Below are 20328 nucleotides of genomic sequence, written 5' to 3'. Positions count from 1 at the left end.
CACGATAGCAAATTGTTCGAAAAAGCACATAGAGGTGCGTATTTGACGGTCAAAATGAGAACCGGACGGTCGTCTCGGAGTCTACCGATCGATATACTCGTGATCTTGCAACAGTTTGAAAGGGTTGCTGTGCGAAGACGCTGCTGGCCTACCAGTCGATTTCGCAGAGTTTCCCTTTAGGCGCCTTACGAAAAACGTGACGAACGTAGTATGTTCGGGGCTGAATCGTTTTTTCTGAGACGGCTATTCACCTGAAGTACCAATGAAGAGTCACGGGTCAGAGGCACCCCCGGCATGATAGAGCTCGAACAAGAAGATCCAATCCCGCAAGGCGACCTGGCCCTGCAAATTACCGCGCTTCCCCGTGAAACCAACGGCTTCGGCGATATTTTCGGCGGCTGGCTGGTGGCGCAGATGGATTTGGCCGGCACCGCAATGGCCAGCAAAGTCGCTGGCGGCCGGGTGGCTACCGTGGCGATCGATCGCATGGCATTCCTGGTGCCGGTGGCGGTGGGCGCTCAGCTCTCCTTCTATACCCAGGCACTGGAAATCGGCCGCAGCTCGATCCAGATGATGGTCGAGGTCTGGAGCGACGATCCGTTGTCGAGCGAGTGGCGTAAAGTGACTGAAGCCGTGTTTGTGTTCGTGGCCATCGACGGCAGCGGTCGCACCCGTTCGGTTCCGCCGCGCGCGCGTTAAACACGGCGACCGTTTTGCGGTCCATTGCAGTCTTGTAACCGATCGAGAGTTGCCCCATGAGCACGCCCAACGTTGAAGCCGTAAAACTGGATGAACTGAACTGCTGGCGCATCCGCCACGGTCAGGCCGAATTACTGGTGGCCCAGCAAGGCGCGCACATCCTGAGTTATCAATTGGCTGGAAAACCGCCGCTGATCTGGCTCAACGACGAGGCTGTGTTCAAGACCGGCAAGAGCATCCGCGCCGGCGTGCCGGTGTGCTGGCCGTGGTTCGGCAACTTTTCGCGCAACCCGCAGAGCGTCCAGGCGATGCGCGTCAGCAACGAACCGCCGACCGCCCACGGTTTTGTACGGGCAATGGACTGGGAACTGGGCGGCATCGAAACCGAAGGTGAAAGCCTGAAAGTGGAATTCGTCCTGCCCTACCCTGAAGGCGGCTTCCCCGGTTGGCCGCATCAGGTGGATTTGAAGTTGAGCATTCGACTGGATGAACAACTGCACATCAGCCTGACCAGCCACAACCAGGGCACCGAAACAGTCACCATCAGCCAGGCACTGCACAGCTATTTCGCGGTCAGCGACGTGCGCAATGTGCATGTTGAAGGGCTGGATGGCTTGAATTACATCGAGACGCTGGATGACTGGAAAACCGTGACTCAGTCTGGTGATCTGACCTTTACCGGCGAGACTGATCGCATCTACCTCAACACCCCGGCGAAACTGACCATTGTCGATCCCGCCTGGGAACGGCGCATCGAGCTGACCAGCAGCGGTTCGCGTTCGGCGGTGATCTGGAACCCGTGGATCGATCGCGCGGCGGCGTTCAGTGACATGGCAGACGATGGCTGGCAACGCATGCTGTGTATTGAGACGGCGAATGTGATGGATGATGTGGTGACGCTGGCGCCGGGCGCGAGCCATACCCTGGGCGTGAGCATCGGCAGCACTGCGCTGTAAAACTGTAGGAGTCGGCTTGCTGGCGATAGCGATCATGAGGACGCTATCGCCAGCAAGCCGGCTCCTACAATGTTTTTACAGATCCGACTCTTTCACCACCCGCACTTTCGCCGCATCCAGCGCATACGCCGCGTCGGCCAAATCATTGTTGACCTTCTCGATCTTCAACGTGCCGGTTACCCACAGCGGCGTGTAGATATCATCCAGCTTCAACCCTTTCGGATAGCGCACCAGCACCAACTGGTTTGGTGGCGGTGGCGGCACGTGGATGCAGGCGCCCGGATACGGCACGAGGAAGAACAGCGTGCTGCGTCCCTTGGCGTCGGATTCCAGTGGCACCGGATAACCGCCGATGCGAATGTTCTTATCGTTCATCGACGGCACGGTTTTGGTCGAGTACATCACCGCCGGCAAGCCCTTGCTCTGCTTCATGCCACCCTTTTCGGTAAAGGTGCCATTGGCTTCGGGGGAGTTGTGGTCGATTTCGGGCATGGCCTCGAGGGCTTTCTGGTCCGACTTTGGCATCAGTTCGAGCCAGTCGGTTTCCGGCAGTTCGCCGGCATGGGCAAGGCCCGAACCCAGTAGAAGAAGTGTCAACAGAAGACGGCGCATGAAGGTGCTCGGCATGAGAGAGGACGGTATAACGCCGAGCATTCTAGCCCTCCCTGCGTGCGGCGCAGAGAGAGCTTTGTCGCCTGGATCAGTTTCTTTTGATCAAGCCGTAGATCACCAGCAAAATCACGGCGCCAACCAGCGCACCCAGGAAGCCTGCGCCTTGACCTGCCTGATAGAAGCCCAGGGCCTGACCGCCGTAAGTGGCCGCCAGCGAACCGCCGATACCGAGCAGGATGGTCATGATCCAGCCCATGCTGTCATCACCCGGTTTCAGGAACCGGGCCAGCAGGCCGACAATCAAGCCGATAAAGATGGTTCCAATAATTCCCATGGCATTTCCCTCTGATTGAATGGCTGTGTCCTGTCTCACCAATAATGTTCCTCTTTTGACGAGTGGCTGTTGCCGTCGGGCAAGGCGCCGCGACGAGTCATAGCCAGCTACGGCGAGGAACGGCAACGCAGCATGACGACAACAGACGCCGTCAAAAAGGAACAGTATTGGTGAGACAGGACACCTAGCGAAAGCCTAGTCAGACTTTCGCATCCTGCCATGAGAGAACGGCGGCCCCTGAATGGTTCCGCCGCTGCCACATGAAACTATTTATTCCGCGATCAGCGCTTCGACCTTGAGGATCTGTGCCGCCAGCGTCTCGCGGTCTGCACAACGCAGGTTGGCGTGACCGACCTTGCGGCCGGCCTTGAACGCTTTGCCGTAGTGATGCAGATGGCAATCGGCGATGGCCAGGACTTTTTCGGTCTCCGGCACTTTACCGATGAAGTTGAGCATGGCGCTCTCGCCCACCTTGGCTGTCGACCCCAGCGGCAGACCGGCAACGGCCCGCAGGTGGTTTTCGAACTGGCTGCATTCGGCGCCTTCGGTGGTCCAGTGCCCGGAGTTATGGACGCGCGGTGCAATCTCGTTGGCCTTCAGGCCACCGTCGACTTCAAAGAACTCGAACGCCATCACGCCAACGTAGTTCAACTGCTTGAGCACGCGGCTGGAGTAGTCTTCGGCCAAGGCTTGCAGCGGGTGGTCGGTGCTGGCCACGGACAGTTTGAGGATGCCGCTGTCGTGGGTGTTGTGAACCAGCGGGTAGAACCTGGTTTCGCCATCGCGGGCGCGCACGGCGATCAGCGACACTTCGCCGGTGAACGGCACGAAGCCTTCCAGCAAGCAGGCAACGCTGCCCAGCTCCGCGAAGGTGCCAACCACGTCTTCAGCGGTGCGCAGGACTTTCTGGCCCTTGCCGTCGTAACCCAGGGTGCGGGTTTTCAGCACGGCTGGCAGACCGATGGAGGCCACGGCGGCGTCCAGATCGGCTTGCGACTGGATGTCGGCGAACGCCGGGGTCGGAATCCCCAGGTCCTTGAACATGCTCTTCTCGAACCAGCGGTCACGGGCGATGCGCAGGGCTTCGGCGCTCGGGTAGACCGGCACGAATTGCGACAGGAACGCCACGGTTTCAGCCGGGACGCTCTCGAACTCGAAGGTCACCAGATCGACTTCATCGGCCAATTGGCGCAGGTGGTCCTGATCGCCGTAATCGGCCCGCAAGTGTTCGCCCAACGCGGCTGCGCAAGCATCCGGCGCGGGGTCCAGGAAAGCGAAGTTCATGCCCAGCGGAGTGCCCGCCAGCGCCAACATGCGACCCAACTGGCCGCCACCGATTACACCAATCTTCATCGTCAACAACCTCAGGCGATGCGTGGGTCTGGATTTTCCAGGACGCTGTCTGTCTGCTCAGCACGGAAGGTTTTCAGCACCGCGTGGAACTTCGGGTGCTTGGCGCCAAGGATACTCGCTGACAGCAGCGCGGCGTTGATGGCGCCAGCCTTGCCGATGGCCAGGGTGGCGACCGGAATGCCCGCAGGCATCTGCACGATGGAAAGCAGCGAGTCGACGCCCGAGAGCATCGACGACTGCACCGGCACGCCCAGCACCGGCAGGTGGGTCTTGGCCGCACACATGCCTGGCAAGTGGGCCGCGCCACCGGCACCGGCGATGATCACCTCGATGCCACGCGCCTCGGCCTCTTCGGCGTACTGGAACAGCAGGTCCGGGGTGCGGTGGGCAGAGACCACTTTCACCTCGTAAGGGATGCCGAGCTTTTCCAGCATATCGGCGGTGTGGCTAAGGGTGGACCAATCGGACTTGGAGCCCATGATCACGCCAACCAGTGCACTCATCGTCGTGCCTCTTCTCTCTGGGCGCCCGCAGGCGCGTCAAAAAACAACAAGCCACGCAAAATGCGTGGCTTGATTGTACGAAAAATGGCCGGACGAACCGGCCGAAGGCCGCGCAGTATACCTCAATGAAGCAGATAAACAGCCCCCGAAACGACCATCTGTCATACGGCGCAAAAGCCCGGTTTTATTGACTCGAAGGTCAATCCGCGATCCTTGTAGGAGCCGGCTTGCTGGCGATCCCCGCAACGCGGTGTGTCAGACGGACCGCGTCGTCTGGATCGCCAGCAAGCCGGCTCCTACAGTCCGGTAGGCGTTTGGGCTGCGCCACCTTCCAGTTTTCGCCACAGCAATCGCACGTTGGCTTTGCGCACCAGTGCGCAGCGATACAAGCGAATCTCCAGCGGCACATGCCATTGCGGGCCACCGCAAACCACCAGCTCACCGCGCGCCAGTTCGGCGCGCACGCTGAGTTGCGGCACCCAGGCGATACCCAGCCCTTCCAGCGCCATGCTTTTCAGGCTATCGGCCATGGCGGTTTCATACACCGTGGTAAACCGCAGCGCACGCTGGCGCAGCAAGCCGTTCACCGAACGCCCGAGAAACGCTCCGGCGCTGTAGGCCAGCAACGGAACGCTGGCCTCGCCTTCCAGATCGAACAGTGGCTTGCCATTGGCATCCGCCGCGCACACCGGCAGCATTTCCGTGTGCCCCAGGTGCAGCGACGGAAAGATCTCCGGGTCCATCTGCATGGCGGCGTCAGGGTCGTAGAACGCCAGCATCAGATCGCAACCGCCTTCGCGCAACGCATGCACTGCGTCGCCAACGTTGGTGGCCACCAACCGCGTGGCGATGTTCAGACCTTCATTGCGCAACTGCGCGATCCAGCGCGGAAAGAAGCCCAACGCCAGGGAGTGGGCGGCGGCAACCTGCATCACTTCGCCCTGCCCGCCTTCCAGATGATGCAGGTGGCGCAGCACTTCACCGAGCTGCTCGACCACGGTCCGTGCGGTGACCAGGAACAACTGCCCCGCCGCCGTCAGCTCGACCGGCGTGCGCGAGCGGTTGACAAGTTGCAGCCCCAGCGCGGCTTCGAGGCTGCGGATCCGCCGACTGAATGCCGGCTGGGTCACGAAGCGGCGTTCTGCAGCCTGGGAGAAACTGCGGGTGGCGGCCAGGGCACTGAAATCCTCAAGCCATTTACTTTCCAGATTCATCACGTCCTCCCGGACACGCACCAATTTAGGTCACACGCTCGCCGCCTACACGGCGTCACATGGGCATTATGCCGAATGTGCATAGGCCAGTGTTTAACAGCATTGGCCGAAAATTCTCTACAAGCCTAGCATTTGCAGCGTTCCGGCACAGACCGGGTCCATATCGAGATGATTTCTATCATGTCCTCCGCTGCATCTTTCCGCACAGAAAAAGACCTGCTTGGCGTACTCGAAGTACCGGCTCAAGCGTATTACGGCATCCAGACCCTGCGAGCGGTGAACAACTTCCGTCTCTCCGGCGTTCCGATTTCGCACTACCCGAAGCTGGTTGTCGGCCTCGCAATGGTCAAGCAGGCCGCCGCTGACGCCAACCGTGAGCTGGGTCACCTGAGCGAAGCCAAGCACGCTGCCATCAGCGAAGCCTGTGCACGATTGATCCGCGGCGATTTCCACGAAGAGTTCGTGGTGGACATGATTCAAGGCGGCGCTGGCACGTCGACCAACATGAATGCCAACGAAGTCATCGCCAACATCGCGCTGGAGGCCATGGGTCACCAGAAAGGCGAATACCAATACCTGCACCCGAACAACGACGTGAACATGGCGCAGTCGACCAACGACGCCTACCCGACGGCGATCCGCCTGGGTCTGCTGCTGGGTCACGACGCCTTGCTGGCCAGCCTCGACAGCCTGATCCAGTCGTTCGCCGCCAAGGGTGAAGAATTCAGCCACGTCCTGAAGATGGGCCGTACTCAGCTGCAAGACGCTGTGCCGATGACCCTCGGCCAGGAATTCCGCGCCTTCGCCACCACCCTGGGCGAAGACCTGGCACGCCTGAAGACACTGGCACCAGAACTGCTGACCGAAGTGAACCTGGGCGGTACCGCGATTGGCACCGGCATCAACGCCGACCCGCGTTACCAGCACCTGGCCGTTCAACGTCTGGCGACCATCAGCGGTCATCCGCTGGTACCGGCGGCCGACCTGATCGAAGCCACCTCCGACATGGGCGCCTTCGTACTGTTCTCCGGCATGCTCAAGCGCACCGCGGTCAAGCTGTCGAAGATCTGCAACGACCTGCGCCTGCTGTCCAGCGGTCCACGCACCGGCATCAATGAAATCAACCTGCCAGCGCGTCAGCCAGGCAGCTCGATCATGCCTGGCAAGGTCAACCCGGTAATCCCGGAAGCGGTAAACCAGGTTGCGTTCCAGATCATCGGCAACGACTTGGCGCTGACCATCGCGGCCGAAGGCGGCCAGCTGCAACTGAACGTGATGGAGCCGCTGATCGCCTTCAAGATCTTCGACTCGATCCGCCTGCTGCAACGCGCCATGGACATGCTGCGTGAGCACTGCATCACTGGCATCACCGCCAACGAAGCCCGCTGCCGCGAACTGGTCGAGCACTCGATCGGCCTGGTCACCGCGCTGAACCCGTACATCGGCTATGAAAACGCCACCCGCATCGCCCGTATCGCCCTCGAAAGCGGCCGCGGCGTGCTGGAACTGGTGCGCGAAGAAGGCTTGCTCGACGAAGAAATGCTCGCCGACATCCTGCGCCCGGAAAACATGATTGCTCCGCGTCTGGTTCCGCTTAAAGCCTGATCCGACGTATCAGTAGCACCGCTCACCAGGTCGAGGGACTAGACACCTCTCACCTTTTGAGGGCTTGGGGTTTATTCCCCAGGCCCTTTTTTTTAACTCTTTGGCAGTAAATCAGAATGTCTGGGGGCTGAGAAATGTGGGAGCGGCGGTGCGACGATTCGACTTGCTCGCGAAAGCGATGTGTCAGTCACCATCAATAGTGGATGTCAGACCGCATTCGCGAGCAAGTCGAATCGTCGCACCGCCGCTCCCACAGAAAAGCAGATCCCGCATAAACCCGACGCCGGTAACGTCGGGCGTTTCAAAGGCTTCGTTTCGATGCTTGCACCACAACCGTGCAGACGGACGACACTCTCATAGGTATAGTGCCGCCCCTCTTCGCGTGAGCGGTCGTCGGTAACGAGGCCCAAACCCATGCGAAACCCGAACTAATAACAAACCCGCAATATGAAATCGGGACGAACCTTCGCCTCGCCTGTTTTGCCGCGCGCAAACCGGTGTAACGCGATGTTTCCGACCGCCTAGCATTTGCCTACACAAAAAACAGCGAGGAATAATCCATGCTCGAAGTCATTAACGACTTCCTCTCAGGGAAAGTACTGATCGTGCTCATTGTCGGGCTCGGTAGCTACTTCACGATCCGCTCGCGTTTCGTTCAATTGCGTCACTTCTTCCACATGTTCGCGGTGTTCCGCGACAGCCTCAAAAGCAGCGCCGGGCAACTCAGCTCGTTCCAGGCCCTGATGCTCAGCCTCGCCGGCCGCGTCGGTGCAGGCAACATCGCCGGTGTCGGCATTGCCGTGACCCTCGGTGGGCCAGGTGCAGTGTTCTGGATGTGGGTGACCGCACTGGTCGGCATGTCCAGCAGCTTCTTTGAATGCTCCCTCGGCCAGCTCTACAAACGCGCCGACGCCGACGGCACTTACCGTGGCGGCCCGTCCTACTACATCCAGCACGGCCTGCAAAAACGCTGGTTGGGCATGATCATGGCGTTCCTGTTGCTGGTGACCTTCGGGTTCGCGTTCAACGGCCTGCAATCCCACGCCGTGACCCACTCGCTGAACAATGCGTTCGGCCTCGACACCACCTGGACCGGCCTGGCCCTGGCAGTGTTGCTGGGCCTGGTGTTTATCGGTGGGATCAAGCGTATCGCCAAGGTCGCTGACCTGCTGGTACCGGTGAAAACCCTGGTGTACATCGGCGTGACCATCTACGTGATCGTGCTGCAATTCGACCACGTTCCGGGCATGTTGATGACCATCGTCAAAAGCGCTTTCGGTCTCGACCAGGCCTTCGGCGGCCTGATCGGCAGTGCCATCGTCATGGGCGTGAAGCGTGGCGTGTTCGCCAACGAAGCGGGCCTGGGCAGTGCGCCGAACGTGGCGGCCGTAGCGTCGGTCGAACACCCGGTGGCACAAGGCGTGGTTCAGGCGTTCAGCGTGTTCCTCGATACGTTCGTGATCTGCACCTGCACCGCGCTGCTAATCCTGCTCTCGGGCTTCTACACTCCGGGCTTCGAAGGCGACGGCATTGCCCTGACCCAGAACTCGCTCGCCGCTGTCGTGGGCGACTGGGGCCGGATGTTCATCTCCGTGGCACTGGCGTTGTTCGTGTTCACCTCGATTCTCTACAACTACTACCTGGGCGAGAGCAACCTGCGCTTCCTGATCGGTGAAAACCGCAAGGCGCTGATCGGCTACCGCGCGCTGGTACTGGTGTTGATCTTCTGGGGTGCGATCGAGAACCTCGGCACGGTGTTCGCGTTTGCCGACATCACCATGACCCTGCTCGCGTTCGTGAACCTGATCGCTCTGTTCCTGCTGTTCAAGGTCGGCATGCGCATCCTGCGTGACTACGATGACCAGCGCGCTGCCGGCATCAAGACCCCGGTGTTCGATTCGAGCAAATTCCCGGATCTGGATCTGGACCTGAACGCCTGGCCAGCCAACCCGCCGGCCGCCACCAAGGCTCAAGCCGAGCCTCAAGGCGTACCCGCAGCGCAACGCTGATCGGTTAAAGTGCGAAATTCCTGTGGGAGCGGGCTTGCTCGCGAAAGCGGTGTGTCAGTCGACTTCAATGTTGAATGATCAACCGCATTCGCGAGCAAGCCCGCTCCCACATAGGGAGTCATTGTTTCGGAGAACGCCATGAATTCCTCGACCTACCCTGCCGCCCAGCACGTCATGGTGCTCTACACCGGTGGCACCATCGGCATGCAAGCCAGCGAACATGGTCTGGCACCGGCATCCGGTTTTGAAGCGCGGATGCGCGACTATCTGCACAGCCAGCCAGAGCTGGTAGTACCGCAATGGCGCTTTCGCGAGATGTCGCCGCTGATCGACAGCGCCAACATGTCTGCGGCGTACTGGCAGCAACTGCGTGAAGCGGTGGTCGATGCCGTCGACGTACAGGGCTGCGACAGTGTGCTGATCCTGCACGGCACCGACACGCTGGCTTACAGTGCTGCGGCGATGAGCTTTCAATTGCTCGGTCTCCACGCCCGCGTGTGCTTTACCGGTTCGATGCTGCCGGCCGGTGTGACTGACAGCGATGCCTGGGAAAACCTCGGCGGCGCGCTGGTCGCCCTCGGCCAAGGTCTGGCGCCGGGCGTTCATCTGTACTTCCATGGCGAACTGCTGGACCCGACCCGTTGCGCGAAGGTGCGCAGTTTCGGTCGGCATCCGTTCAAACGCCTGGAGCGTCAGGGTGGCGGCGTGAAAGCGCCCTCGATACCTGCGCAACTGAACTACAACCAGCCAAAGCAGTTGGCGAAGGTCGCGGTGTTGCCGTTGTTTCCTGGCATCGGCGCCGAAATCCTTGATGGCCTGCTCGACAGCGGCATTCAGGGGCTGGTGCTGGAGTGCTACGGCAGCGGCACCGGGCCGAGCGACAACCCCGAGTTTCTTTCCAGCCTCGCGTGCGCGCGGGACAACGGCGTGGTGGTGGTTGCGGTGACGCAGTGCCATGAAGGCGGTGTCGAGCTGGATGTGTATGAGGCTGGCAGTCGGCTGCGCGGCGTCGGCGTACTTTCCGGTGGCGGCATGACGCGAGAAGCGGCGTTCGGCAAGTTGCATGCGTTGCTGGGTGCCGGCCTCGACACCGCCGAGGTTCGGCGACTGGTAGAACTCGATCTCTGCGGCGAACTCAGCTGACCTTCTAGGAGCCGGCTTGCTGGCGATCCGGCCAACGCGGTGCATCAGATACACCGCGTTATCGTTCTTCGCCAGCAAGCCGGCGCCTACAAGTGCTCGGCATGTAACTTGCTGCTTTCCAGCCATCCCAAGGCTGGAACATCCCATGCTCCACTCCCACCTCACCACCCTCAACGCCGTCTCTCTGGTGCTCAACACCTTCAAGGCCGAAGGTCTGTCGAGCGAAGCGCTACTCGCCGGAAGTGGCATCAGTGCGGCAGATCTGAACCGGGCCGACACGCGCATCACCACCAATCAGGAGATGCAGGTCTGCGCCAACGCGGTCGCGCTCAAGCGTGACATCGGCCTGGAACTGGGTCGGCGCATGCACGTTTCCTGCTACGGGATGCTCGGTTATGCACTGCTCACCAGTGCCACCTTCGGTGACGCTTTGCGCCTGGCAATGCGGTATCCGGCGCTGTTGGGAACACTTTTCGAGCTGAGCCTGGAGGAGGACGGCGAACGCGTCTGGTTCGTCGCCGCCGACTACCGGGAGAGCCCGGCGATGGCGGTGTTCAATGCCGAATTCTGCCTGGTGTCGTTGAAAGTCATCTGTGACGACCTGCTCGGTCACCCGCTGCCGTTGATCGCAGCACGTTTCGAACATGCTGCGCCGGACTATCAAGCGACCTACGCCGAACACTTCGACTGCCCGCTGCACTTCGACGCGCGGGACAACGCCTTCGCCTTCGACAGGCGCTGGCTCGACCAGCCCCTGCCGCTCGCGGATGTCATCACCCATCAGGCCATGGCCGAACGCTGCCGCAAGCAGAACATCGAGTTCACCGGGCGCCAGGCGTGGCTGGGGCGGATTCGCCAACTGCTCAGCGCTCAACTGAATGCGGCGCCAGGGCTCGAAGGGTTGGCCGAGCAGATGAATTGCTCGGCGCGAACCCTGCGCCGACACCTCAAGGATCTGGGGTGCAGCTATCAGGAATTGCTGGATGAGCTGCGGTTCGAGCAGGCCAAACACATGCTCTGCGAAGACCAGATGCCCATTTACCGGATCGCTGAAGCGCTGGGCTTCAGCGAGACCGCAAGTTTCCGCCATGCGTTTGTGCGCTGGAGTGGGGTGGCGCCGAGCCAGTTCCGCCCGTAACACAGGCCTGTAGGAGCCGGCTTGCTGGCGAAGAACGATAACGCGGTTTTCCTGATATACCGCGTTCAGCGGATCGCCAGCAAGCCGGCTCCTACAAGAGCGAACACCGTTGCGCTAACAAGGGGCGAATTTCGGTCAACTATTTTGGCCATATCAATCCCCTTTTGGCCTTTCCTGCCGTTCTCCGAATCGCCATCCGCCGCAAGACTGTAGCCAACCGAATCAGCCTGCGGAGAACAAGAAATGCTGACGATCTACTCGCACGATCACCACCTGCACCACGGCCGTTGTGAATTGATAGACGGGCAACTCAAGCCCTGCTTTGAAATGCCTTCGCGTGCTGACCACGTGCTGGCGCGGGTGCAAAACCAGAACCTGGGCCCCGTCGAAGCGCCGAAGGACTTCGGCCTCGACCCGATCGCGCGCATCCACAGCCGCGACTACCTCGACTTCTTCAAAGGCGCCTGGTCCCGCTGGACCGAATTCAACACCGACGGCGACTTGCTGCCCTACACATGGCCGGCCCGCACCTTGCGCGCCATCAAGCCCACCAGCCTGCACGGCCAGCTCGGTTATTACAGCTTCGACGGTGGCGCGCCGATTACCGCCGGCACCTGGCAAGCGGCGTACAGCGCAGCCCAAGTGGCGCTCACCGCCCAGGCAGAAATCCAGCGCGGCGCACGCAGCGCCTTCGCGTTGTGCCGCCCACCGGGACATCACGCCGCCAGCGACTTGATGGGCGGTTATTGCTACCTCAACAACGCCGCCATCGCCGCTCAAGCGTTCCTTGATCAGGGCCACAGGAAAGTGGCGATCCTCGACGTCGATTACCACCACGGCAACGGCACGCAATCGATTTTCTACGAGCGCAGCGACGTGCTGTTCACCTCGATCCACGGCCATCCGGAAGCCGAATTCCCGTTCTTCCTCGGTTATGAGGACGAGCTGGGCGAAGGCGCGGGCGAAGGCTTCAATTTCAACTACCCTTTGCCCGCCGGCAGCGGTTGGGACATCTGGAGCGCAGCACTGGAAAACGCCTGCAAAGAGATCGAAAAATACGGCGCCGACATCGTTGTCGTGTCCCTGGGCGTCGATACGTTCAAGGACGATCCGATCTCCCAATTCAAACTCGACAGCCCGGATTACCTGGCGATGGGCGAGCGCATTGCGAAGCTCGGCGTGCCGACGCTGTTCGTGATGGAAGGCGGTTACGCGGTCGAAGAAATCGGCATCAACGCCGTGAACGTTCTTGAAGGTTTTGAAAGCGCTCAATGAGGAATCAACAATAATGAACAGACTCAAGCGTCTTATCGTCCCCGCCCTGTGCGCCACAGTGCTCAGCGGGGCCGCTCACGCCGAAGAGCGAACGTTGCGCGTCTACAACTGGTTCGACTACATCACCCCCAAAGCGCTGGAAGACTTCAAGGCGCAGAACACCCAGACCAAACTGGTCTACGACATCTTCGACACCAACGAAGCGCTGGAAGCCAAACTGCTGACCGGCAACTCCGGTTACGACGTGGTGGTGCCGTCCAACGTGTTCCTCGCCAAGCAGATCGAGGCCGGTGTTTTCCAGCCGCTGGACCGCAGCAAACTGCCGAACTGGAACCACCTCGATCCCAAGTTGATGAAGCTGATCGAAGCCAACGACCCGGGCAACAAATTCGCCGTGCCGTACATGTACGGCACCATCCTGATCGGCTTCAACCCGGACAAGGTCAAAGCCGCGCTGGGCGCCAATGCGCCGGTGGACAGCTGGGACCTGATCTTCAAGGAAGAGAACATCAGCAAGCTCAAGCAGTGCGGCGTCGCCCTGCTCGACTCGCCGTCGGAGATCCTGCCGCTGGCCCTGCAACACCTGGGTCTGGACCCTAACAGCAAAAAGCCGGCGGACTACGCAAAGGCTGAAGCGCTGTTGATGAAAATCCGGCCGTACGTCACGTACTTCCACTCCTCCAAGTACATGGCCGATATCGCCAACGGCGACATCTGCGTCGCGGTCGGTTATTCCGGCAGTTTCTCCCAGGCCGCCAACCGCGCCAAGGAAGCCAAGAACGGCGTGATCGTCGACATGCGCCTGCCCAAGGAAGGCGCGCCAATCTGGTTCGACATGCTCGCCATTCCGAAGGGCGCGAAGAATACGGAAGACGCCTACACCTTCATCAACTACTTGCTGCAACCGCAGGTGATCGCCCCGGTCAGCGACTTCGTCGGTTACCCGAACCCGAACAAGGACGCCACGGAAATGGTCGACCCGGCGATCCGCAACAACCCGAACCTGTATCCGACCGAAGCGGCCATGGGCACGCTTTACACACTGCAACCGCTGCCGCGTGATGCCGAACGTGCGCGCACGCGGGCCTGGACCAAGATCAAGTCCGGGACCTGATCTCACGCAAGATCAAAGACCCGCGCAATAGCGGGTCTTTTTTTGCCTGCGATAACTATCTACCACCTTCAATCCTTCACGGCCCTCTACCTTGCCCGGACATCGCGCTGCCCCGTCAGCGCTACATCGGCAACAGGAAAAACGGCCATGCCCGACACGCCCTCCGAAATCTCTGAAGATATATTGACCCAACTGGTGACTGGCCCTTCGATCAGGGAAGTTGCTTCGAATTCACTGCGAACCGCCCTCGGTACCGCGTATCCACAGCTGCACATCGACCCGAACCTGACCATGGTGGTAACGCCCGTCTGGACCATCGCCGGCAAAGAGGTCACGCCGGGCAACAACCGGTTTGAATCCCTGACCGACGTGTTGGTGCGACTCGGTTTAGCGGGCACGACAGTGACCTACATCGACGGGGAACATTTTCTGACCCGGCCCCCCATCGTCGACCCGGCCGTTCAGCTGCCGGTAAAGATCGATGCCCTCGGGTGCCTGCTCAACAAACTGGCCCGACAGCTGTTCGTGGCCTATCAGGAACGACAGCTCGATTACTGGAACCAGCACATCGCCGGGTCGAAGACTCGCTGGCATCAACTCTCTGCGGCACTGCGCGACCTTTGGAACGTCGACGAAAAGGCTGGCTGGGACGAAGACCAGCGGGCCATGGTCCGCACCCTCCATGATCACCCGCAGCGGGCCGAGCGACTATCAAACGACCAATACGCAACCAAGGCCTGCCTGATCGATATCGACGACCTCGGCAAACAGCCCGCCCGGCACTTGAGACTGCTGGACATTGCAGTAGCGGTCGGCACCCTGGGTGAGCGCACGCTGATCGTTACCCATTCGATTGCAGAAGGCTTCAAGCATTACGACTCACTGGCGGCATTGGGTGAAACGCTGTCCGCGCGCATTGCTGCATCCGCGACCGATCGTGCGCTTCAATGGCGCCTGTATGAACCCACCGGCCATTTCTTCGATCACCAGGCCTGCGCCCTGATCGCGCTGGAAATCGATGCCATCGGCTCACTCGGTGACACGCCTGCACCGTTGGCCCCCACCCATGCCCCGCAGATCAGCGCCGCGGCAAAACATTTCACGGACTATCACGAACAGCCCGCTTCACGTTTCAGCCAGATCCAGCGTCTGTTGCCCGACTGGATGACCAGCGCCCCACCCTCCGACCTCACACGCTACAGCCGACACCTGATGGACCTGGCACTGCTGCGGGAACAGAACGCCGGTAAATCCTTCGATGAAGGCATTCCCTCTCTGCCCGATTTCACCTTGCAAGCGCTGATCGATCAGATGATCAAGGACAAAAAGATTCGGGACCAATCGGCTGCAACGGCGCTGAAACTGAACGACATCGAAGTCTGCATCACCAGCCTCGTCGTTCTCGGCGCGGTCATCGTACCGGGCAAGACCCAGACCCAGACCCTCACGCTGATGGAACTGGCACTGCAAAACCTGATCGCCGCGCCTGCGGGCAACAAGACCGTGCAATACAAAAACGGCGAAGCGGCGCCTGTGTGGATGACACCGGCTTACCTGGAGGAACTCGTCACCCGCGTTAACATCGGGGAAACCTACCCCGCCCTGATCAAAAGCAAACTGCTCACCGGTCCCGCGGAAAGTCTGCGTCGACAGAACCTCTACACCAGCCACCTGCGCATACAACTGCCGCTACAGGCGCTGCAACTCAAGATTCGCGGCGAAGCCGGCATCGACGAACAGGGTTATCGCTTCCTTGTCGCGGCCATGCAGGAAAAGCCAGCCGATCGTTATGTCGATGGGCTGGAAATCGTCATTCGCCCGCTGGCGTTCATTCCGGGAGGACGCACGGACAGCGAGGCCGACGTCGTCGCCAACATGTTCGTGATCGGACCCCGACTGGCCGACAAAGGCCCCTGCCTCCTGTTACGACCCTTGCTCGATCATCCGCTGATCCAGTATTGCGGCGAAGCCAACCTTTTGTATGCGATCAAGCACAACAAAGCGCTTCGTCAGTCAGTCCTGGCCTGGCTGCCGGAGGACGTGCAGTTCAACTATTCGCAGTATGTGTTCCCCGGTCAGTTGCCCTCTGTCTGGACGCTGTCGCAATGGCTGACCGACCCGACGTCGACACTGGGCATGATGGGAACGCTGACCTTAAGCGAGACGCCCGCCGTCGAGCCTTCTGTGCAGGCACTGTTCACCGCCAATGCCAACGCGCTGGTCACCCTGGCCGACCGGCAATCGGTCTCCAATGCGGAACGTCGCTGGGCCACGCTCAAACAGGCCGCGTGGATGCTGTTCAATGTTGCACTGCCCTTTTTCGGCCGCACGGGCGCAGCGGCGGCCTGGATCTGGCAAATCATGGACGACCTGCACGAAGCCAATGAAGCCAGCGAAGCTGGCGACAGCGATCAGGCATGGGCCGCACTGACCGATCTGTTTCTATCACTGGGCATGGTGCTCGCCCATCACGCGGCCACGCGCAGCAAACCCGCGCCACGCGCTGTAGAGAAGAGCTTGCCCCTCGCCATAAAGCCGCTGCCGGCGGCAAAAATCACCCTGACGCAACTGCCCGATCTCGCCGCAGATTATTTACCTGCCAACCATGAAACGTCCGTGCACCACCAAGGCGTGTTGATGCCGGGTCCTTTGGCCACCCTGCTGAACGGGTTGGCAATTGCGAAACCTGCTGAACTGAAAGAGCCGTTGACCCTACCCGGCCGTCACCGGTTCATGAGCCCCCTCAACCAGAAATGGTATGCCAGGGTCGGTCAGCGCTGGTTTGAAGTCATGCTTGACGACAATGATGATGTGCAGATCATCGACTCACGGCAAACGCCTGCAACAACGGGCCCGCTGCTGTTTCATTCCGCGAAGGGCGAATGGTTCATCGACACGCGCCTGAGGTTGCGTGGCGGGGGTAAGGGCCGAAAGGAAATCGAGCGCAAAAACCAACAGCATAAGGAGAACCTGAGACGGCAACTGACAACGTTCGATGCCCGCAAACGGGGTTTGCAAAACGAGCTCGAAGCCGCGGAAAAGACCGCCGACACCCATCGCCAGCCCTTGATCGATGTATTGGACTCACAGCTGACGGAATATGGCGCCTATATCGAGCAGCTCAAGACCTACAACACCCTCGAGTCCATCCCCAACTACCGCCCGGTAATGGTCAGTTGTCTGGATTATCAACTGTCACTGACCCAGAAATGGTTCGAGCGGCAAAATCACGTGTTCGGTGAGCGTATGCGCGAATCGCTCGAACTACTGGACGATGAGCCCCCGTCGGACGCTCGATCAGCGCGCCAGGCGCATCAACTCACCAGTGACATGACCCAGGGTTTTATCGACAAGATCGAGTTCGCCCACGCGCGCATCGAGGAGCTGCTGCGTCTGGGCAAAGAAGGGGCAGAAACCGCCCGTGAGTACCGGGCACAGCTGCCGACGTTCTGCCTGCACGACCTGAAACTTTTCCAGATCAGCCTTGCCCAGGAGCTATGCCTCAACGACACCGTTACAGTCACCACCCCGCTGGCTCGCCAGGCCATGCAACAAATGGTCGAAGATGCCGGGCTCACCATTCAGTCCTCGATGGACCTTGCCGCCGACCACACCACCCTGCCGCTGCTTGAACGGATCGACGGTTTCAATGATCTGGTGGAGCAGTTTGCAACCCTGGACCTGCGGATTCTCGATCTGCCCGAAGAATTCCCGCAACAGCTGCTGCAGACGCCGCTGGACCTCATGCGTCAGCGGATCGAAGCGTTCAAGGAACAGTGTATGAGTCAACTGGTGGGCTTGTTGCACGAGCGCAGACTGCTGGAGCCTGCACCGGGGCCTTCCCGCCCGGCTCCGTCGACCAAACGCCTGATCAAGACTCGCTTCAAGGGCACGGTGGTCGGCAAGCTCCGCGAGCGCACAGCCGTTGATAACACCGACCTGATCGACGTGACTTCACCGCTCACCAACAAAGTCATCGCGACCTTTCATGAGAAAACCCCCGGTGTGTGGCTCGAACATGTGCCGCTCACGGCAAAAGTGCCGACCACCCCGCGACCGGATTTGACAGCCAGCGTCCAGGCGGGCCAGTCACTGTTGGATCGATCAGGGGCATTGACCCACCGCACCGAGGCAGATGCACTACGGGCCGGGCGCATCCCGGTGGAAATCGAGGAGGTGTTTCATCAACAGGCCCGTCAGATGGAAGCCGCCGCCGACGCCATCGAAAAGGCCCTGATCGATAAAAACCTCACCGACAGCGGGCCGGGTTCTGGCGCCAGCCTTGCCAAGAGGCTCAATGAAGAAGCGACCCGCCTTTACGAAAAGGGCCGCGTGACCCGGATCGACATGATCAAGCGGCAACTCCCCATTGCGGCTCGCGTGGATTGGCTGCACGAAAGAGGCTTGGTGAATATCGTCAAGAACGCCGCTCGAAAACAGACAAAACGCAGAAAGGACTATTTCGATGAGTATGAAATTCGTGACTCTTCCACCGGGAATGTACTTTGGTACGCCCACTTTCATTATCAAAAACCCGACACCGCGGTCGGTGGATATACCGCTGCCCATCTGAAAACCGTCGCACAACGAACACTGGGCGGAGCGTTTGATTGGCGAACAGCGCGCACCAACAACGAATTGATCGCGATCGAACGCAGCGAAATCAGCCCCCAACTGGCCAGAGCGCTGTTCTTGCCCAAGGCCAGTTCCACTGCCTCAAAGGCGTGAGTCTCACGCCAGTTAAAAAGCGAACACCCGGTTAGCGCCAGACCTTTTCCAGACGCCCGAGTGCTGCGCTGATGGCCGCTTCGGGCACCGCTGCGAATCCCAGGACCAGCCCGGCGCGCTGGTCCGGCGGGGTTTGCGAATCCGGCAACCAGTAGCTGCTCAGGGCGTTGATCTCGACATCGACACTGGCGGCTTTTTCGACAAGCTCGAGCTCGCGAGCCTGGGAGTCGATGGCCACGGTCATGTGCAGCCCTGCCGCGACACTCGGCGGGCTGCCGACGCCGGGGATGTTTTGTGGCCAGCCTGCCAACAACGTATTGCGTCGACTCAAGGCGGCCCTGCGCATGCGACGGATATGCCGCTGAAAGTGCCCGGCGGCCATGAACTCGGCCATGACCGCCTGGGTGCTTACTTCGGAATGTCGAACATCAACCGCACGGCGTTGCGAGAAGGCCTGGACCAAACCGGGCGGCAGTACCAGATAACCCAGTCTTAGTGCCGGGAAGGCGACTTTGCCAAAGGTCCCGACGTACAAAACCCGGCCCTGGCGATCGAGCGCCGCCAACGGTGCCAGGGGCGCGCCGCTGTAGCGGTATTCGCCATCGTAGTCGTCCTCGACGATCCAGCCTTGGGTGCGCTCGGCCCACGCCAACAACTCAAGACGCCGCGCCAGGCTCATCACCACCCCGGTCGGGTATTGATGCGAAGGCGTGACGTAGGCCAGCCGACAATCGCCGAGCCGGGTCAGTTCGGTGCAATCTATGCCCTCGCTGTCCACCGCCACGCCATGCAATTTCGCACCGGCCACCGCGAACGCATGACCCGCCGCCCGATACCCCGGATTTTCAACCGCCACCCCATCGCCAGGTTCCACCAGCAGCTGTGCACAAAGGCTAATCCCCTGCTGGGCGCCACTGGTGATCACTATTTGCTCAGCCGTGCACTGCATGCCCCGGGAGCTGCGCAAATAAGCAGCAATCATTCCGCGCAATCGCGCATCGCCCGCCGGATCGCCGTAGCACAGCTGCTGCAAATCCGGTTTTCGCCAGAAAGCCGCATTCAGCTTGGCCCAGACCTCGAAGGGAAACAGATCGAATGCCGGAACGCCTACCCGAAATGCGCGCGGCGGACCACTCGGGGGGAGGGCCAAATGGTTGTGTTCAACGCGCCCCAGCGCCCCACTGTGGATAACTTTACTGGATGGAACCACAGGTAAATCCAGCCAATTTGTGGATAAGGCTGTGGGTAACCCTGTTGAAAACCCTGTGGATACTTTTGTGGATAGTTTTTTTGCCGGGAGCGCCGTTTGCGGTAATTGCGCGACATAGGTTCCGTCACCGACACGCCCTTCGATAAACCCTTCGGCATAGAGCTGATCGTAAGCCCGCACCACGCTGTTGCGGGAAATCGCCAGTGCTGCCGCCAGATCGCGGCTGGCCGGCAATCGCGTGCCACTGGCCAATCGACCGTCGAGCACACGCAAGCGCAAGGCCTGGTAAAGCTGACGACTCAGGCCCTGACGGCGATCAAGTTCGATACCCGCAGGGTTGAACGACAAGGAAAGCGGCGCATCCGTCATGACAATGGACCTATGAAATTCGTCATTAATGGCTCTTACAACAGACCAATAGCCTGCCTAGGATGC

At 60.4% G+C, this 20328-nt stretch carries 15 protein-coding genes; 9 read left to right on the top strand and 6 right to left on the bottom strand.

From position 1 onward, the window contains the following. The first annotated feature begins 294 nt into the window (after positions 1 to 294). Positions 295 to 699, top strand: coding sequence for an acyl-CoA thioesterase (locus PMI01S_RS01565; RefSeq protein ID WP_007896491.1), 405 nt, complete (start codon positions 295 to 297; stop codon positions 697 to 699). Between the two features lie 56 nt (positions 700 to 755). Beyond that, a complete protein-coding gene (locus PMI01S_RS01560) occupies positions 756 to 1655 on the top strand; it encodes a D-hexose-6-phosphate mutarotase (RefSeq protein WP_084317708.1) in 900 nt (299 codons plus the stop codon). Positions 1656 to 1730: 75 nt separating this feature from the next. Here PMI01S_RS01560 and PMI01S_RS01555 read toward each other — a convergent pair whose 3' ends face one another. From PMI01S_RS01555 to PMI01S_RS01535, 5 genes are all read right to left on the bottom strand, one after another. After that, positions 1731 to 2267 (bottom strand): DUF3299 domain-containing protein, encoded by a 537-nt coding sequence (locus PMI01S_RS01555; RefSeq protein WP_084317811.1) that lies wholly within the window; start codon positions 2265 to 2267, stop codon positions 1731 to 1733. Between the two features lie 88 nt (positions 2268 to 2355). Next, positions 2356 to 2601 carry a GlsB/YeaQ/YmgE family stress response membrane protein gene (locus tag PMI01S_RS01550; RefSeq protein ID WP_084317707.1) on the bottom strand — a complete coding sequence of 82 codons (246 nt, stop codon included), beginning with the start codon at positions 2599 to 2601 and terminating at the stop codon, positions 2356 to 2358. 270 nt (positions 2602 to 2871) lie between these two features. Further along, a complete protein-coding gene (locus PMI01S_RS01545) occupies positions 2872 to 3954 on the bottom strand; it encodes a 5-(carboxyamino)imidazole ribonucleotide synthase (RefSeq protein ID WP_084317706.1) in 1083 nt (360 codons plus the stop codon). Positions 3955 to 3965: 11 nt separating this feature from the next. Continuing rightward, positions 3966 to 4457 (bottom strand): 5-(carboxyamino)imidazole ribonucleotide mutase, encoded by a 492-nt coding sequence (purE, locus tag PMI01S_RS01540; RefSeq protein WP_084317705.1) that lies wholly within the window; start codon positions 4455 to 4457, stop codon positions 3966 to 3968. Between the two features lie 296 nt (positions 4458 to 4753). Beyond that, positions 4754 to 5671: a LysR substrate-binding domain-containing protein gene (locus PMI01S_RS01535; protein ID WP_084317704.1), complete on the bottom strand. Its 918-nt coding sequence runs from the start codon at positions 5669 to 5671 to the stop codon at positions 4754 to 4756. A gap of 180 nt (positions 5672 to 5851) precedes the next feature. On the opposite strand from PMI01S_RS01535, the gene aspA reads away from it, so the two are divergent. From aspA to PMI01S_RS01495, 7 genes are all read left to right on the top strand, one after another. Continuing rightward, positions 5852 to 7276, top strand: a complete 1425-nt coding sequence (gene aspA, locus PMI01S_RS01530; RefSeq protein ID WP_017341569.1) for an aspartate ammonia-lyase — start codon at positions 5852 to 5854, stop codon at positions 7274 to 7276. Positions 7277 to 7836: 560 nt separating this feature from the next. Next, positions 7837 to 9285, top strand: a complete 1449-nt coding sequence (locus PMI01S_RS01520; RefSeq protein WP_084317702.1) for an alanine/glycine:cation symporter family protein — start codon at positions 7837 to 7839, stop codon at positions 9283 to 9285. A 138-nt stretch (positions 9286 to 9423) separates the two neighbouring features. Then, on the top strand, positions 9424 to 10428 hold the full coding sequence (locus tag PMI01S_RS01515; RefSeq protein ID WP_084317701.1) for an asparaginase: 1005 nt from the start codon (positions 9424 to 9426) through the stop codon (positions 10426 to 10428). Positions 10429 to 10573: 145 nt separating this feature from the next. Continuing rightward, positions 10574 to 11566 (top strand): AraC family transcriptional regulator, encoded by a 993-nt coding sequence (locus tag PMI01S_RS01510; protein WP_084317700.1) that lies wholly within the window; start codon positions 10574 to 10576, stop codon positions 11564 to 11566. A gap of 243 nt (positions 11567 to 11809) precedes the next feature. Then, positions 11810 to 12841 carry a histone deacetylase family protein gene (locus PMI01S_RS01505; protein ID WP_084317699.1) on the top strand — a complete coding sequence of 344 codons (1032 nt, stop codon included), beginning with the start codon at positions 11810 to 11812 and terminating at the stop codon, positions 12839 to 12841. 13 nt (positions 12842 to 12854) lie between these two features. Further along, on the top strand, positions 12855 to 13955 hold the full coding sequence (locus tag PMI01S_RS01500) for a polyamine ABC transporter substrate-binding protein (protein WP_084317698.1): 1101 nt from the start codon (positions 12855 to 12857) through the stop codon (positions 13953 to 13955). 147 nt (positions 13956 to 14102) lie between these two features. Then, complete coding sequence (locus PMI01S_RS01495; protein WP_084317697.1) at positions 14103 to 18683, top strand: DUF6543 domain-containing protein; 4581 nt, start codon at positions 14103 to 14105, stop codon at positions 18681 to 18683. Between the two features lie 31 nt (positions 18684 to 18714). Here the strand turns inward: PMI01S_RS01495 and pdxR are convergent, their stop codons facing one another. After that, on the bottom strand, positions 18715 to 20262 hold the full coding sequence (gene pdxR / locus PMI01S_RS01490; protein ID WP_084317696.1) for a MocR-like pyridoxine biosynthesis transcription factor PdxR: 1548 nt from the start codon (positions 20260 to 20262) through the stop codon (positions 18715 to 18717). Positions 20263 to 20328 lie beyond the last annotated feature (66 nt).

Origin of the sequence: Pseudomonas migulae NBRC 103157 (assembly GCF_002091715.1) — a bacterium.
Taxonomy (GTDB): domain Bacteria; phylum Pseudomonadota; class Gammaproteobacteria; order Pseudomonadales; family Pseudomonadaceae; genus Aquipseudomonas; species Aquipseudomonas migulae_A.
This window is presented reverse-complemented; position numbering and strand designations above follow the sequence as displayed.